Source organism: Allobosea sp. 10L422 (assembly GCF_056395345.1).
This window is the reverse complement of sequence record NZ_JBFTJI010000014.1, coordinates 29,946-43,009: the sequence shown is the minus strand read 5'-3', so window position 1 is coordinate 43,009 and position 13,064 is coordinate 29,946. Positions and strand designations below refer to the sequence as shown.

Genomic DNA, 13,064 nt, shown 5'->3' with positions numbered 1-13,064 from the left:
GTAAGCCGCGCCGAGCCGGGATCCATCGAAGGACGCCGGCGCTCGACGATGGATCCCGGATCTCCGCTTCGCTGCGTCCGGGATGACCATGTGTTCTACGATCAACCGATCTTCAACAGAGAGGAAACACCCATGAAACCGCTGACCGCCGGCGTGACGCGCGCCAATGAGGGCCTCGACGGAATCTCCTGGAACATCCTCGGCCAGACCTATGTGCCGAAAACGCTGTCGGAGGACAGCTTCTCCTGGCACGCCACCTTCCCGCCCGGCACCTTCGTGCCGCCGCATATCCACACGACGCAGGACGAGTTCGTCTACATGCTGGAGGGCCGGCTCGATCTCGTGCTCGATGGGCAGGAGAGCTTCGCCACTGCCGGCGACCTGATCCGCCTGCCGCGCAATGTGCCGCACGGCCTGTTCAACAAGAGCGATGCGACGGTGAAGTGCCTGTTCTGGGTTTCGCCGACCGGTCGGCTCTACGATCTGTTCTGGGGCATCCATTCCATGGCCGAGCAGAAGCCGGCCGATGTCGTCGCGCTTTCGGCGAGGCACGAGGTCGACTTCCTGCCGCCCCCACCCGACGGGGCATGAGCGGGCGGCCGCGCGCGGGCGGCATCCATTCGCCACCGGCCGCTTCAGCCCCGACCGGCGCTGCCGTTAAGGATAATCCATCGTTGAGCGTGTAAAGGCGCGCAGCCTCTGCTTAATGTTTTGCAATCTAAGGTTGTGAAGCCGGGGAGGGGCAGTCACCATGGATGCCGAACGTCGCCGAGCACCGCGCCAGCGCACCCTGCTGAGCGGAGTGGCCGCCTTCAACGGCGGGCGCTCCACCCTGGATTGCACGATCCGCAATCTGTCGGAGGCCGGCGCCCTGATGGTTCTGTCGGATGCGGTCGCCTTGCCGCAGGCCTTCGAGATCGAAATCCCGTCGCGGCAGCGTCAATATTCGGCCCGCGCGGTCTGGCGTAGCGGCGAACGGATCGGCATTGTCTTCACCGAGCCGGCCGCGGCGGTGCCGCTCGACCTGATGCGCCGTCTCAAGGCTTGCGAGACGGCCAATGTCGGCCTGAAGGCTCGCATCCGCCAGTTGACCGAAGCCGGCTGATCAGCCCTTGCGGACTGCGAGTTGCTCGGCCGAAAACCCTGCTTTGCCGGCATAGGACTTCACGATCTGCTCGCGCTTGGCATAGCCCAGCACGCGCTCGACATCGTCGAAGCCGTTCGGCGCCAGCGCTTCCACCGCGTCGATGACCCGCTCCGGCCCGCCGACCCGGTTCATCGCCACCACCTCGGCCGTTGCCGGCAGGCGCTGTGCCTCATAAGCCGCGAGCGCCTGGCGCGGATGCTCGGCCTTCACCAGCCAGTCGGCGAGGCAGCGCGCATCGAGGATCGCCTGCGAGGCGCCGTTCGAGCCGACCGGATACATCGGGTGGGCGGCGTCGCCAAGCAATGTGACGCGGCCATGGGTCCAGCGGGGCAGGGGGTCGCGGTCGCACATCGGATATTCCCAGAAGGTCGAGGTCGCGCGGATCAGCCCGAGAATATCCATGTCCGGCACGCTGAAGCGGCGCGCGAAAGGCAGCACGTCCTCGAGCCGGCCGGGCTTGGACCAGGCCTCCTTCGGTGGCGGGCGTTCGGGGTCGCCGTTGCGGATATTGACGACCCAGTTGGTGAGCCGCGTGGTCGTGCTCGCTCCCTTGCCGATCGGATAGAGCACCAGCTTGCCGGCCATGCCGCCAGCGATGATCATGCTCTCGCCGTCGAGGAAGACCGGCCAATCGCAGGCGCCGCGCCACATCTGGACGCCCTGCCAGCACGGCGGTCCCTGGTTCGGGAAGTAGCAGGCCCGTACGGCAGAGTGGATGCCGTCGGCGCCGATCAGGACGTCGCCGCGGGCGGTCTCGCCGGCCTCGCCGAAGCGCGCGTCGCTGAAATGGGCGGTGACGCCGCCCTCGTCCTGGATAAAGCCGAGCAGGCGACGGCCGGTGAGGATCGCGTCGCCACCCAGACGCTCGGCGACGGCGTCGCGGATGACGCGCTGCAGCCTGCCGCGATGGATCGAGAACTGCGGCACTGGCGCCCCCGCATGCAGGCCCCGCGGCTCGCGCCAGACCGCCTGCCCGAAGCGATTCATGTAGACGAGCTCGCGCGTGCGGATGCCGGCCTCGTCGAGCGCCGGCAGCAGGCCGAGATCGGCGAGCTCCCGGATCGCATGCGGCAGGGTGTTGATGCCGACGCCGACCTCACGGATCTCGCTGGCCTGCTCGTAGACCGTCGCTGCGACCCCGCGCGCGTGAAGCATCAGCGCCAGCGTCAATCCGCCGATGCCGCCACCTACGATGATCACCCGCATATGCCCGTTCCCCTGGGTCTAATATTTTAAGTTTGAAATATAGGCGTTTGCGTTGTCAATCGCCGATGCTGGCGCCGTCTCGCCAGCCCGGCGCCAGCGCCACGCGCGATCGAAAGGTCGGGTCTTCGATCTCGAAGACGGGCCGGCCCCGGCGAGGTCTAACGCCGTGCGATCTGCCGGAAGGATTGCCGGAAAACCGCGGCTCCCCAGCGCATATGCTTACCCAAAGGGAACTTGTGCAGCGTGGTCCGCGTTATTCCGTTGCGCGGCGTATAAGCCTAGCACCGCGCCACCTGAAGGGAGCCGGCCTTAATGTTCCGGCCCCCTTCTTTTGTTTTGATTTCCCGCAAGCAATGGGTCGCCGCCAGAATATCGGCAGCGAGTACCGCTTGAAAAGCGCTGGGCGAGATCACGCCTTAAGCCAACGAGCCGGTCCCGCCGAAGCGAGGCCTGCCATTTCGCTGCCGGGAGATCGCTCGATCACTTGAACGATCTTGCGCGCCTGCCACCGAAGCACGCGGATGACGGTCTAGCCGTTGCGGCCAGCGGGTTGGCAGTCTCGGCTATCATTCCTGCCCGGCAATATCGGAGACGCCCTCTTCTGGTTGTTCGGAGGCTTTCCGCCCAACGCCGCGCATCATCGCGATCGAATCTTCATAGACCTTGATCGCATGGGAGAGCGCTTCAAACTCTTGCTCTTGTTCGCTTCCCGCTGTGGCGCCGCTCAAAGCCTGGGCGCGTTTTACCGCGGCAACGCATTCCTCCGGGTTGCGGATGATCAGCTTCGTCATGGCGATTCACCTTTCGGAGTTGGGTTCGTTCCCCTTTTCGCCGCACCGACGCGCTCATCGTGCTGAGCACATCGCCCGGCGCTGTCAGGTTCATGGAACCGCGGAGAGCACCGATATCCAAAGCAATATCGGCAGTGGCCAGATCTTCCGCCAGACCCTCCGCAGGAATGACGGCGTGGCGAACGCAGTTGTTGCACCGGGTCCCCGCTCGCCGGAATCCCATGCTCGTGCCGGGCCGACCGTCGCGGCCGGACCATCGGCCCATCCGGATCATCGGGCGCGATCGCGCTCCAATGAGAACGATACGCCCAGATTCCGCGGCGCGTAGGCCGGCCGCAAGCCCTGCCTCATCGCGTCCCAGTTCCGTCGCGGTCGGGCATTCCACGGGCGACCGGTGGTATCGGGCGCAAGCACGACGAAAACGTGCCGATCATTGCATCCGATTCCAATTCGCGGGTGCTCGTGATTACGGGAATTGGCCGAGTTGAGCGCGCAGCGCGACCGCATTCACGCCAAAGGCTGCCTCGAACTGAGCATTGAAGCGGGTGAAATTGGAGAAGCGCCAGCGGCGGGCAATTTCTCCGACGGATTCACCGGAATTGCCTTCGATCTCGCGTCGGACGCCCTCCAGCCGCACCGACCGTTCGTACTCCGAGATCGATACCCTCAGAAACTTCTGAAAGCCGTACTGCAGAGCCCGCAAGCTGACGCCTGCGACCGCAGCGAGTTCCTCGGGRGKGATCGGCCKGCGGGCATTCTCCCGGATGAATTCGATSGTCCGCTTGACGTGCTTTGGCGCGATGACATGGGAACTCCGTTCCAGCGCCTTGGTATGGTTATGGGGCAGCACCTCGAGAATGAGATCCGCCAGCAGAGCGCTCAAACGTCTCGCGCCATGCCGGGAATCCTGCAGCAATTCCACCAGCATCGACAGATCGAGCCCCATCAGGAAGCATCGCAGGGCGCCGACCGAAGGCTGCTCGAGGTCGAGCTCGGCCTCGAATCTGAGCTTGTGCATGACCGGCGCCCCTGTCAGTTCGAACAGGCGGTTGGTCAGCAGGTTTCTGTCGAGGAGGACGGAATAGTTTTCGGAGTGAGCCGAGCGATGCAGCGCCTTGGTCTCGCCGACGTCGAAAATCGCCGCCTGCAGCCTTTCGCAGCGAATGACGCGATCCTCAAGTTCGATGTTTGTCGCCCCCTTGAGCGCCAGCAGAAGCTCGTATCCACATGGGCTCTGCCGCGGCTGGATCTCGACCGGATCCTCGAAGCTCGTCCGGGTGAAGACAATGCCATCCGACGCATGATTGAGCGTGCTGATCTCAATGCGTCCCGAGGGCCTGTTCGGCTGCGAGATCGCGATGCTCGCTCCGAATGCTGCAAAGTGCTCCATCGCTTCGTTGGGGTCGTGGGTGACGAAGTGATGCAGTGCCTGCCGCCGCGCCGGTGCGCGGTGATAGTGTCGTGTCATCACGCCACTCTCGATCTCGGCGCGCGGCCCGGACAATTAACGGCGGCAAGCTTGCTGCCGCGCGCTTGGCCGCATGGCGGCGCCGGATATCCCAGGTGTCGACCCATCCAGAAATTCCTAGGCCAGGCGGATCGCCTGAATCCGCCGTCGTTTTTTTTGCGGTAGGCGTAGCAAGGAGACAGATTGCGCAACTTGGATTCGCCGGGCGCAACCGCCTGACAAACAGCGCAACATCTGATTCGCGATTAATATATTGATCAGAATTGAACGTAAAGCTGGGCTTGTTCAAACGTTTCAGGTCTAAACTATCTCAATTGTTCGCGTGTAATTCTGCCAACTAATGGCTGAATTCCACATTAGATCGCAGATGAGATCTCGGTGACCGGAAGGAACGTGCGCCCAAGCATAAAAGGTTCGATTCGTGCTGACGTTAATGCTTCCGCGGGATTGCTCGCTCCGAACGGTGCGCCACCTGTTCGATGAGATCAGCTCTGCTGTCCAGGCGGAGGCGGAGGTCGAAATCGATTGTTCGGCCCTCAGCATGATCGACCTCGCCGGGCTTCAGCTCCTGGTTTCGGCCGGCCGCACCGCACGTGCCGCGGGCAAGCGCATCAGTCTGCGGGGGCCGTCCGAAATCTTGAACGCCGCGCTGGCGCGCGCAGGGATCTCGCCCGCGCAGCTCGGTGACTGCAATCTCACCAACAAGGCTTGAGTGGCATGGCGTCAATTCTGACTGTCGACGATTCCCCGAGCGTGCGGCAGATGATCAAGCTCGTGCTGGCGCCCTCCGGCCATAGGGTGGTGGAGGCGGGCGATGGTTCCGAAGGCTTGGCCAAGGCGAAGGCGGAGCGCTTCGAACTCGTCATCACCGATCTGAACATGCCTGTGATGAACGGCCTCGAGATGATCCGCAGCTTGCGTGCGCTCCCGTCCTTCACGGGAGTGCCGATCGTCTTCCTCACAACCGAGTCCGATGACGGGATCAAGCAGCAGGCAAAGGCCGCGGGTGCGACCGGGTGGATCACCAAGCCTTTCAAGCCGGAGCAACTGCTTGCGGTCGTCGCCAAGCTGGTGCGGACATGATGGAGCTGGACCCGGCTGAAACATTCCGGCAGGAGGCCAGCGACCTGCTGGACAGTTTGGAAGCGGCGCTGCTCGATCTCGGTCAGACGCCGCAGGACAGCGATCTGATCGATGCGGCTTTCAGGGCGCTGCACACGATCAAGGGGTCGGGGGCGATGTTCGGCTTCGACCGGGTCGCCGCCTTCACCCATGATTTCGAAACCGCCTTCGATATGATCCGCAAGGGCAAGATCTCGGCGGAGCGTGACATCATCACCGTCTCTTTGGCCGCTAAGGACTATATTCGCGCGCTGATCGACGATCCCGACTCGACCGATCCGATCATTGGCGAGGCGATCGTCGAAGAACTCCAGGCCCTGATCGCCTCGGGCACGGCAGGAGCCGTAGCATCCCCCGCCAGCGTTGCTGCCGACGAGACTCCTGCCGCGCCTGCCGCATCTGGCACGGGCTGGCTGATCGAGATCGCTTTCGAGCCGGATATCCTGCGCAACGGCACCAATCCGCTGGTGCTGCTGGACGATCTCCGTGCGCTCGGCTCATGCACGGTTGCCGCGCATCTCGACGCCCTGCCGGACCTCGGCACGCTCGATCCGGAGACGTGCATGATCGCATGGTCGGTCGAGCTCGAAAGCGGCTGCTCGCGTGAGGACATCGAGGATGTCTTCATGTTCGTCCGCGACGAGATGAAGCTTGGCATCGCGCCGCGCGGCCCGGCCGCGAGCGCGGATGCGCAGCAGCTCACGAGGATAGAGGACGAGGAGGTGGTTGCCGCCGCGGCCCCCGCTGTCGCCATTGCGAAAGAGTCGCAACCCGCGCCGGTGGAGCGTGCAACGGGTGAGCGGAGCGACGCCGTCCGCCGTGGCGAGGACAAGACCTCGACCGTCCGCGTCCAGGCCGAGCGTCTCGATGAGTTGATGGACCGCGTTGGCGAACTCGTCATTGCGCAGGCGCGGCTCAGCCAGCTCGCTCATTCCGGAACCGACCTCGCGATCAAATCGATCGCCGAGGAAATCGAGCGCTTGGCGTCGGGACTGCGCGATTCGACGATGGGGGTGCGCATGGTGCCGATGGGCTCGCTCTTCGGCCGCTTCCGCCGTCTCGTCCACGACCTCTCGCGCGATCTCGGTAAGCCCGTCGATTTCATCACCGTCGGCGAGGATACCGAACTCGACAAGACCATGATCGAGCGTCTTGCCGACCCGTTGGTCCATCTCATCCGAAACGCGATCGACCACGGCATCGAAGCGCCCGAGACACGCGCCGGCTCCACCAAATCGGCGACGGGGCGCATCGAACTCGCCGCGCGCTATGTCGGCGCTCAAGTGCTTGTCACCGTGCAGGATGACGGCGCCGGGCTCGACACAGCCCGCATCCGCGCCAAAGCCGAGGAGCAGGGGCTGATCGCGGCTGGAGCGCCCTTGAGCGAGCACGAGATCCATCAGTTCCTGTTCCATCCCGGCTTCTCCACCGCTCGGACGATCTCCGCGCTGTCAGGCCGCGGTGTCGGCATGGACGTGGTGAAGCGCACGATCGAAGCCATGCGCGGCACGATCGATCTCGCGACCGTGCCTGGCTATGGAAGCACGGTGACGCTGCGGCTGCCGCTGACGCTTGCCATCATCGAGGGGTTGCTGATCCGCGTCGGCGAGGGGCGCTACATCATTCCGCTCTCGGCGATCGAGGAATGCGTCGAACTGACCGCGGCCGACGACGCCCGGGCGCGCGGGCGCAACTTCCTGAACGTCCGCGGCGACCTCGTGCCCTTCCTGAGGCTGCGCGATCTCTTCGAGGCTGATGGCGAGGCCGACCCGCACCAGAAGGTCATCATCACCACGACGGGGGACACGCGCGCCGGCCTCGTCGTCGACCAGATCATCGGCAGCCATCAGACCGTGATCAAGTCGCTCTCCAAGCTCCATTCCGATGTCACGATGTTCTCGGGCGCGACGATCCTCGGCGACGGTTCCGCTGCGCTCATTCTTGACGTCGCTCAACTCATTTCGCTCGGCCAGAGCCGCGCCGAAACCGAAAAGACTCCTGAGGCGGCATGATGCGGATTCAGATACAGGGCAGCGCCAGCCATGGCGCGCAGCCTGCCGGGGAGATGCAGCTTCAGGTCCTGATGATTGGCCTCGGTGGCGAGATCTTCGCGATCGAAGCCGAGGCGGTGCGCGAGATCATCGACCCGGTCCCTGCGACGCGGGTTGCAGGGGCGCGCGCCTTTCTGCCGGCGCTGATCAATGTGCGCGGCAATGTCATCCCCTTGGCGGATCTGCGYCTGCGCTTCGGCATGGGACGGCAAGCCGACACGGCGGACACGCGCATCGTTGTCGTCGAGATCGAGATCGACGGTGATCCCGTCGCGCTCGGGATCATGGCGGACAAGGTCTACGAGGTGACCGAAATCTCGACGGCCCAGATTCAGCAGACGCCGCGCCTGGGAATGCACTGGCGGCCTGAATTCATCCGTTTCATCACCAAGTGGAACGACGAATTCGTGATCGTTCCCGATCTCGAGAAGATTCTGAGCTGAAGCGCTGCCAATCCAGCGCATGAAATCCTTACGTTGCTTATCGGGGACTGAGTATGAGATTGACGATCAAGACCAAACTGGCCGGTGCCTTCGGCATCGTCATCGCCTTGTCCATGGTGGCAGGCGGGCTTTCCTATCAAAAGCTGTCCGACATGTCCGAGACGCAGGGCGTGCTGATCAACTGGACCAACCGGCTGGATCAGATCAGCGACGTGCGCAGCATGATGAACAGATCGGTGCGTTCTGAAAAGAATGCCGTCATGGCGGCAACCGACAAGGAGATACTCGCTCAAGCCGCGAGTGCGGTTCAGAATCGCCTCGACGCCATGAAGCTCAAGGAGCAAATCCAGGCCCAGGCCGGCGAGGCCGGCAAACGCCGCTGGGAGGCTCTGACGCCCAAGATCAACCGCTTCTTCGCAGCGCAGGACGAGGTTATCCGCAACGCCAAGCTGAATTCGAACAACCGTGCCGCGGAACTCTGGGGCAGCGAGATGACGCCGCTCATCCAAGGCGTCACGGTCGCCTCCACGGCGGTCCTGAACGAGCTCACCAAGCCTTCCGCTTCGCCGGAGGCGCTGCGGTTGGCTCTCGATTTCCAGTCGGTGCGGCTGGAATGGCTGCGCTTGACGCGGTCGATCGGGCAGTTGTTCGGCGCGACGAGCGTGGCCGAGGTCGAGAAGCTGCAGAAATCGGCCGAGGCGCAGGCCCGCGACGTCCGCGCCGCGCTCGCCAAGGCGGCCGCCCCCTTTGCGGAGCAGGGGGTGTCGCCGGCAAACATGCTCGCTGCCTTCGACAAGGGGATCGATGCTGCCCTCCGGATCGCAGCCGTTGCGGGCGAGGCGGGGAACATCAAGGCCAGCACGGTTTCGATGGGCGAGGGCGGCGAGGCCGTCACCGACATGATGGCAGGCCTTGATGAGTATACCGACTTCATCAAGCAGTCGGCTGCCGCCGCCGCCAAGGAAGCAAGCGAACAGGCGGCCTTCGCGAAGACGCTCCTCATCGGCATCGTCCTGGGCTCGCTGTTGATCGCCATCATCGCGGCCACCTGGATTGCTCTTTCGATCAGCCGCGGCCTGTCGAGCGCGGTCGGACTGGCCAACGCGGTTGCGATCGGCGACCTCGGACAGTCGATCTCCGTGAAGAGCAAGGACGAGATCGGCGATCTGGTCACCGCGCTGAACGCGATGACGGCGAATCTCAGCGATACCGCCGCTGTCGCCAATGCGATCTCCAATGGCGACCTGACCGTCGAGGCGAAGAGGATGTCGGAGAAGGACACCCTCGGCATCGCTCTCGAGAACATGGTCGAGAAGCTGCGCGATGTCGTCGGCCAGGTGACCAGCGCCGCCGAGAACATGTCGGCGGGCAGCCAGGAGCTGTCGGCCAGCGCCGAACAGCTCTCGCAAGGCTCCACCGAGCAGGCCTCTTCGACGGAGGAAGCCTCCTCGTCGATGGAGGAGATGGCGGCCAATGTGAAGCAGAACGCCGAGAACGCCAGCCAGACGGAGAAGATGGCCACGCAGTCCGCGAAGGATGCCGAGGCGAGCGGTGTTGCGGTGGGCAAGGCGGTCGATGCGATGCAGACGATCGCCGCCAAGATCAACATCGTCCAGGAGATCGCCCGCCAGACCGATCTGCTGGCGCTGAACGCGGCGGTCGAGGCGGCCCGTGCCGGCGAGCATGGCAAGGGCTTCGCGGTGGTCGCCTCGGAAGTGCGCAAGCTCGCCGAGCGCAGCCAGGCGGCTGCAGCCGAGATCGGGACCTTGTCGTCCGATACCGTCAAGGTCGCGCAGGAGGCCGGCTCGATGCTGGCCAGGCTGGTGCCCGACATCAAGAAGACCGCCGAGCTTGTCGAGGAGATCACCTCCGCCAGCCGCGAACAGGATGTCGGCGCCGCCCAGATCAATCAGGCGATCCAGCAGCTCGACAAGGTGACGCAGCAGAACGCGGCAGCCTCCGAACAGGTCTCCGCAACCTCCGAGGAACTCTCGGCTCAGGCCGAGACGCTACAGGCCACGATTGCCTTCTTCCGGCTCGGCGAAGGCGGCGCGCGCAAGGACGGGCCGCGCCCGGCTGGGGTCGACAGGGCCGTCACCATGCTGCGCGGCAAGGCCACGGCCATGGCGAGCGCGCTGCAGCCGAAGCGGGCGCCTGCCTCCAGCACACGTCCGGCCAAGAAGGTCGTCAATGGCGGCTTCGCCTTTGACATGGATGACGGCGAGGACCAGCACGACGCCGCTTTCCACCGCGCCTGAGCGCATGCCGGCCCCGCCCAGGCGGCGGGGCCGGCCTCTCCGCGCCTCAATCCGCCTGGCTCCCCAGCCGCATCGCGAGTCTCCCATGGCCGACACCGCACAATACCTGACCCTTGGCATCGATCATGAGCTCTTCGGCATCGATATCCGCAATGTCCGCGAGATCCTCGACATGCGTCCGATCTCGAAGCTGCCGCATGCGCCGGCCTTCCTGCTCGGCATGATCGATGTTCGCGGTGCCGGCTATCCGATCGTGGATCTGCGCACGAAGCTCGGCCTGCCGCGCGCCGAGCCAACCGAGGCGACGCGCATCATCATCCTGGACGTGCCGGTCAAGGGCCGCACCCGGGGCGTCGGCTTCGTCGCCGATCGCGTCTTCGAGGTCACCGGCCTCGATGCCGACCAGACCGAGGCCGCCCCCGATGTCGGCGGCCGCTGGCAATCGAACTACATCGCCGGGATCGGCCGCAAGGGCGAAGCCTTCATCGTCATCTTCGATCTCGAGCGCCTGATGGAAGCCGATGGTCTTCCTCTGGCCGATCTCGCTGCCGGCAAGGCAGCTTGACGCCGATGAGGCCAACCATGTCGGACACCTCGGATTATCTGGCTGATAAGCATTTTTCGGCCATCGCTGCGATCATCGAGAGTCGGGTTGGCATCAAGCTGCCACCCACCAAACGCACCATGGTCGAGGGGCGGCTGCGAAAGCGCGCCCGTGCGCTTGGCCTGGCAGGGGTGTCCGGCTATGGCGCCCATCTGTTCGAACGCGGCGGGCTCGACGACGAGCTTGTACACCTGATCGATTGCGTGACCACCAACAAGACCGATTTCTTTCGCGAGCCGAGCCATTTCGAGTTTCTGCGCAATGTCGCCGTGCCGCAGTTGCTGCAGCGGCATGACTCGCTCCCGGCCGGCCTGAAGGTCTGGAGCGCCGCCTGCTCGACGGGGGCGGAAGCCTACACGGTCGCCATGGTGCTGCAGGATTTGGTGAATGCCGCCAAGCCGATCCGCTTCTCGATCCTGGGCACGGATATCTCGACGGAGGTCCTGCGCGAGGCGAGAGCGGCCATCTATCCGCGCGCCTTCGTTGCGCCGGTGCCGTCGGCCATGCAGCAGCGCTACCTCATGCGATCGAAGGATCCGCGGCAAGAAGTCGTCAGGGTCGCGCCGGAACTGCGCAGAAAAGTCCATTTCGAGCGGCTGAACCTGATGGACGAAAGCTATCCATTCGACCGGGACGTGGACGTCATCTTCTGCCGCAACGTGCTGATCTATTTCGACGGGCCGACTCAGARGGCYGTCATCGAACGCCTGGTGTCGCATCTTCGACCCGGCGGATACCTGATGCTCGGCCATTCGGAATCGATGGCGGGCAGCGGCATCGCCGGAGTGCAGCAGATCGTCCCGACCGTCTATCAGGCCGCTCCCGCCGCGCTCAGGAGGGCAGCAGAATGACCCGTCAACCGATCCGCGTGCTCATCGTCGACGACTCAGCCTCGGTGCGCCAGGTGCTCAGCTCGATCCTGAGTGCCGATCCGGGCATCGAGGTCATGGGAACGGCAGCCGATGCCTTTGCCGCGGTGCGCCGTCTGCAGAGCGAATTGCCGGACGTCATGATCCTCGACATCGAGATGCCGGGGATGGACGGGCTCACCTTCCTGCGCAAGATCATGGCGCAGCGGCCCATTCCGGTGATCATCTGCTCGACCTTGACCGAGGCGGGGTCGCGGGCGCTGTTCGATGCGCTGGAAGCCGGGGCGGTCGACGTGCTGCCGAAGCCGCGCATCGACACGCGCAACGCGCTGATCGAGACGGCGGATCGGCTGAGGCACTCCGTCAGGGCGGCCGCTCAGGCGCGGCTGCGCCCTAGGGCGGCGCGTTCGCCGGTCGAAAAGAAGCTGACCGCGGATGTCATCATGCCGCCACCGGTTCCCGTCCGCGTCCGCAGCGAGACGGATCGTATCGTCTGCATCGGCATTTCGACCGGTGGGACCGAGACCCTTCGGGAGGTCCTGACGGCTCTGCCGGTCACATGTCCCGGCATTGCGGTGGTGCAGCACATGCCTGAGAAGTTCACGGCCGCCTTTGCCCGCCGGCTGAACGGCATTTGCGCGGTCGAGATCAAGGAAGCGGAGGACGGCGACGAGCTTCGGGCCGGCCGCGTCCTGATTGCGCCGGGAAATCGTCACATGCTTCTGCAGCGCGCCGGGACGCAGTATCGCGTTGCGATCAAGGACGGCCCGCATGTCTCGCGCCACCGTCCGTCCGTGGACGTGCTGTTCCGCTCGGCTGCCCAATATGCCGGCGCCAACGCACTCGGCCTGATCATGACTGGCATGGGCGATGACGGCGCTCGCGGGCTGCTCGAAATGCGCAAGGCAGGCGCGCACACGCTGGCGCAGGACGAGGAGAGTTGCGTCGTCTTCGGCATGCCTAAGGAGGCGATCGAGCTTGGTGCCGCCCAGCGCGTGATCGGCCTCGCGCGCGTGCCCCAAGAGATCATGGCCTGGCCGCATCACGGGCGCGGCGGGGCAGGCGAGATCGCACAAACCGCCTGAGGATGAGTAGCATTGCGTCG

13 protein-coding genes are annotated in these 13,064 nt (G+C 64.7%); 10 read left to right on the top strand and 3 right to left on the bottom strand.

Features of this window, described 5'->3' with window-relative positions; translation table 11 throughout:
* Window positions 1-132 precede the first annotated feature (132 nt).
* The gene (locus AC1DEZ_RS22755; RefSeq protein ID WP_476780778.1) at window positions 133-591 is read left to right on the top strand and encodes a cupin domain-containing protein; all 459 of its coding nucleotides are present in this window, start codon (window positions 133-135) and stop codon (window positions 589-591) included.
* 160 nt (window positions 592-751) lie between these two features.
* Window positions 752-1,105, top strand: a complete 354-nt coding sequence (locus AC1DEZ_RS22750; protein WP_441509741.1) for a PilZ domain-containing protein — start codon at window positions 752-754, stop codon at window positions 1,103-1,105.
* Here AC1DEZ_RS22750 and AC1DEZ_RS22745 read toward each other — a convergent pair whose 3' ends face one another.
* From AC1DEZ_RS22745 to AC1DEZ_RS22735, 3 genes are all read right to left on the bottom strand, one after another.
* Window positions 1,106-2,353 (bottom strand): flavin-dependent oxidoreductase, encoded by a 1,248-nt coding sequence (locus AC1DEZ_RS22745; RefSeq protein WP_476780777.1) that lies wholly within the window; start codon window positions 2,351-2,353, stop codon window positions 1,106-1,108.
* A 566-nt stretch (window positions 2,354-2,919) separates the two neighbouring features.
* Entirely contained in the window at window positions 2,920-3,144 is a 225-nt protein-coding gene (locus AC1DEZ_RS22740) for a hypothetical protein (RefSeq protein ID WP_441509739.1), read from the bottom strand.
* A 466-nt stretch (window positions 3,145-3,610) separates the two neighbouring features.
* Complete coding sequence (locus tag AC1DEZ_RS22735; protein ID WP_476780776.1) at window positions 3,611-4,612, bottom strand: AraC family transcriptional regulator; 1,002 nt, start codon at window positions 4,610-4,612, stop codon at window positions 3,611-3,613.
* 433 nt (window positions 4,613-5,045) lie between these two features.
* On the opposite strand from AC1DEZ_RS22735, the gene AC1DEZ_RS22730 reads away from it, so the two are divergent.
* The 8 genes from AC1DEZ_RS22730 to AC1DEZ_RS22695 all read left to right on the top strand — a co-directional run bounded on the left by AC1DEZ_RS22730 (window position 5,046) and on the right by AC1DEZ_RS22695 (window position 13,044).
* A complete protein-coding gene (locus tag AC1DEZ_RS22730; protein WP_441510112.1) occupies window positions 5,046-5,324 on the top strand; it encodes an STAS domain-containing protein in 279 nt (92 codons plus the stop codon).
* A gap of 5 nt (window positions 5,325-5,329) precedes the next feature.
* The gene (locus tag AC1DEZ_RS22725; protein ID WP_441509736.1) at window positions 5,330-5,695 is read left to right on the top strand and encodes a response regulator; all 366 of its coding nucleotides are present in this window, start codon (window positions 5,330-5,332) and stop codon (window positions 5,693-5,695) included.
* Complete coding sequence (locus AC1DEZ_RS22720; RefSeq protein WP_476780775.1) at window positions 5,692-7,746, top strand: chemotaxis protein CheA; 2,055 nt, start codon at window positions 5,692-5,694, stop codon at window positions 7,744-7,746. Before AC1DEZ_RS22725 ends, AC1DEZ_RS22720 begins: the two co-directional genes overlap by 4 nt.
* Complete coding sequence (locus AC1DEZ_RS22715; RefSeq protein WP_476780878.1) at window positions 7,746-8,228, top strand: chemotaxis protein CheW; 483 nt, start codon at window positions 7,746-7,748, stop codon at window positions 8,226-8,228. The genes AC1DEZ_RS22720 and AC1DEZ_RS22715 overlap by 1 nt, the downstream gene beginning before the upstream one ends.
* Before the next feature lie 53 nt (window positions 8,229-8,281).
* Window positions 8,282-10,486: a HAMP domain-containing methyl-accepting chemotaxis protein gene (locus tag AC1DEZ_RS22710; RefSeq protein ID WP_441509734.1), complete on the top strand. Its 2,205-nt coding sequence runs from the start codon at window positions 8,282-8,284 to the stop codon at window positions 10,484-10,486.
* A gap of 85 nt (window positions 10,487-10,571) precedes the next feature.
* Entirely contained in the window at window positions 10,572-11,051 is a 480-nt protein-coding gene (locus AC1DEZ_RS22705) for a chemotaxis protein CheW (RefSeq protein ID WP_441509733.1), read from the top strand.
* 5 nt (window positions 11,052-11,056) lie between these two features.
* Entirely contained in the window at window positions 11,057-11,941 is an 885-nt protein-coding gene (locus AC1DEZ_RS22700; protein WP_476780774.1) for a CheR family methyltransferase, read from the top strand.
* A complete protein-coding gene (locus AC1DEZ_RS22695; RefSeq protein ID WP_476780773.1) occupies window positions 11,938-13,044 on the top strand; it encodes a protein-glutamate methylesterase/protein-glutamine glutaminase in 1,107 nt (368 codons plus the stop codon). Before AC1DEZ_RS22700 ends, AC1DEZ_RS22695 begins: the two co-directional genes overlap by 4 nt.
* The last annotated feature ends 20 nt before the right edge of the window (window positions 13,045-13,064 follow it).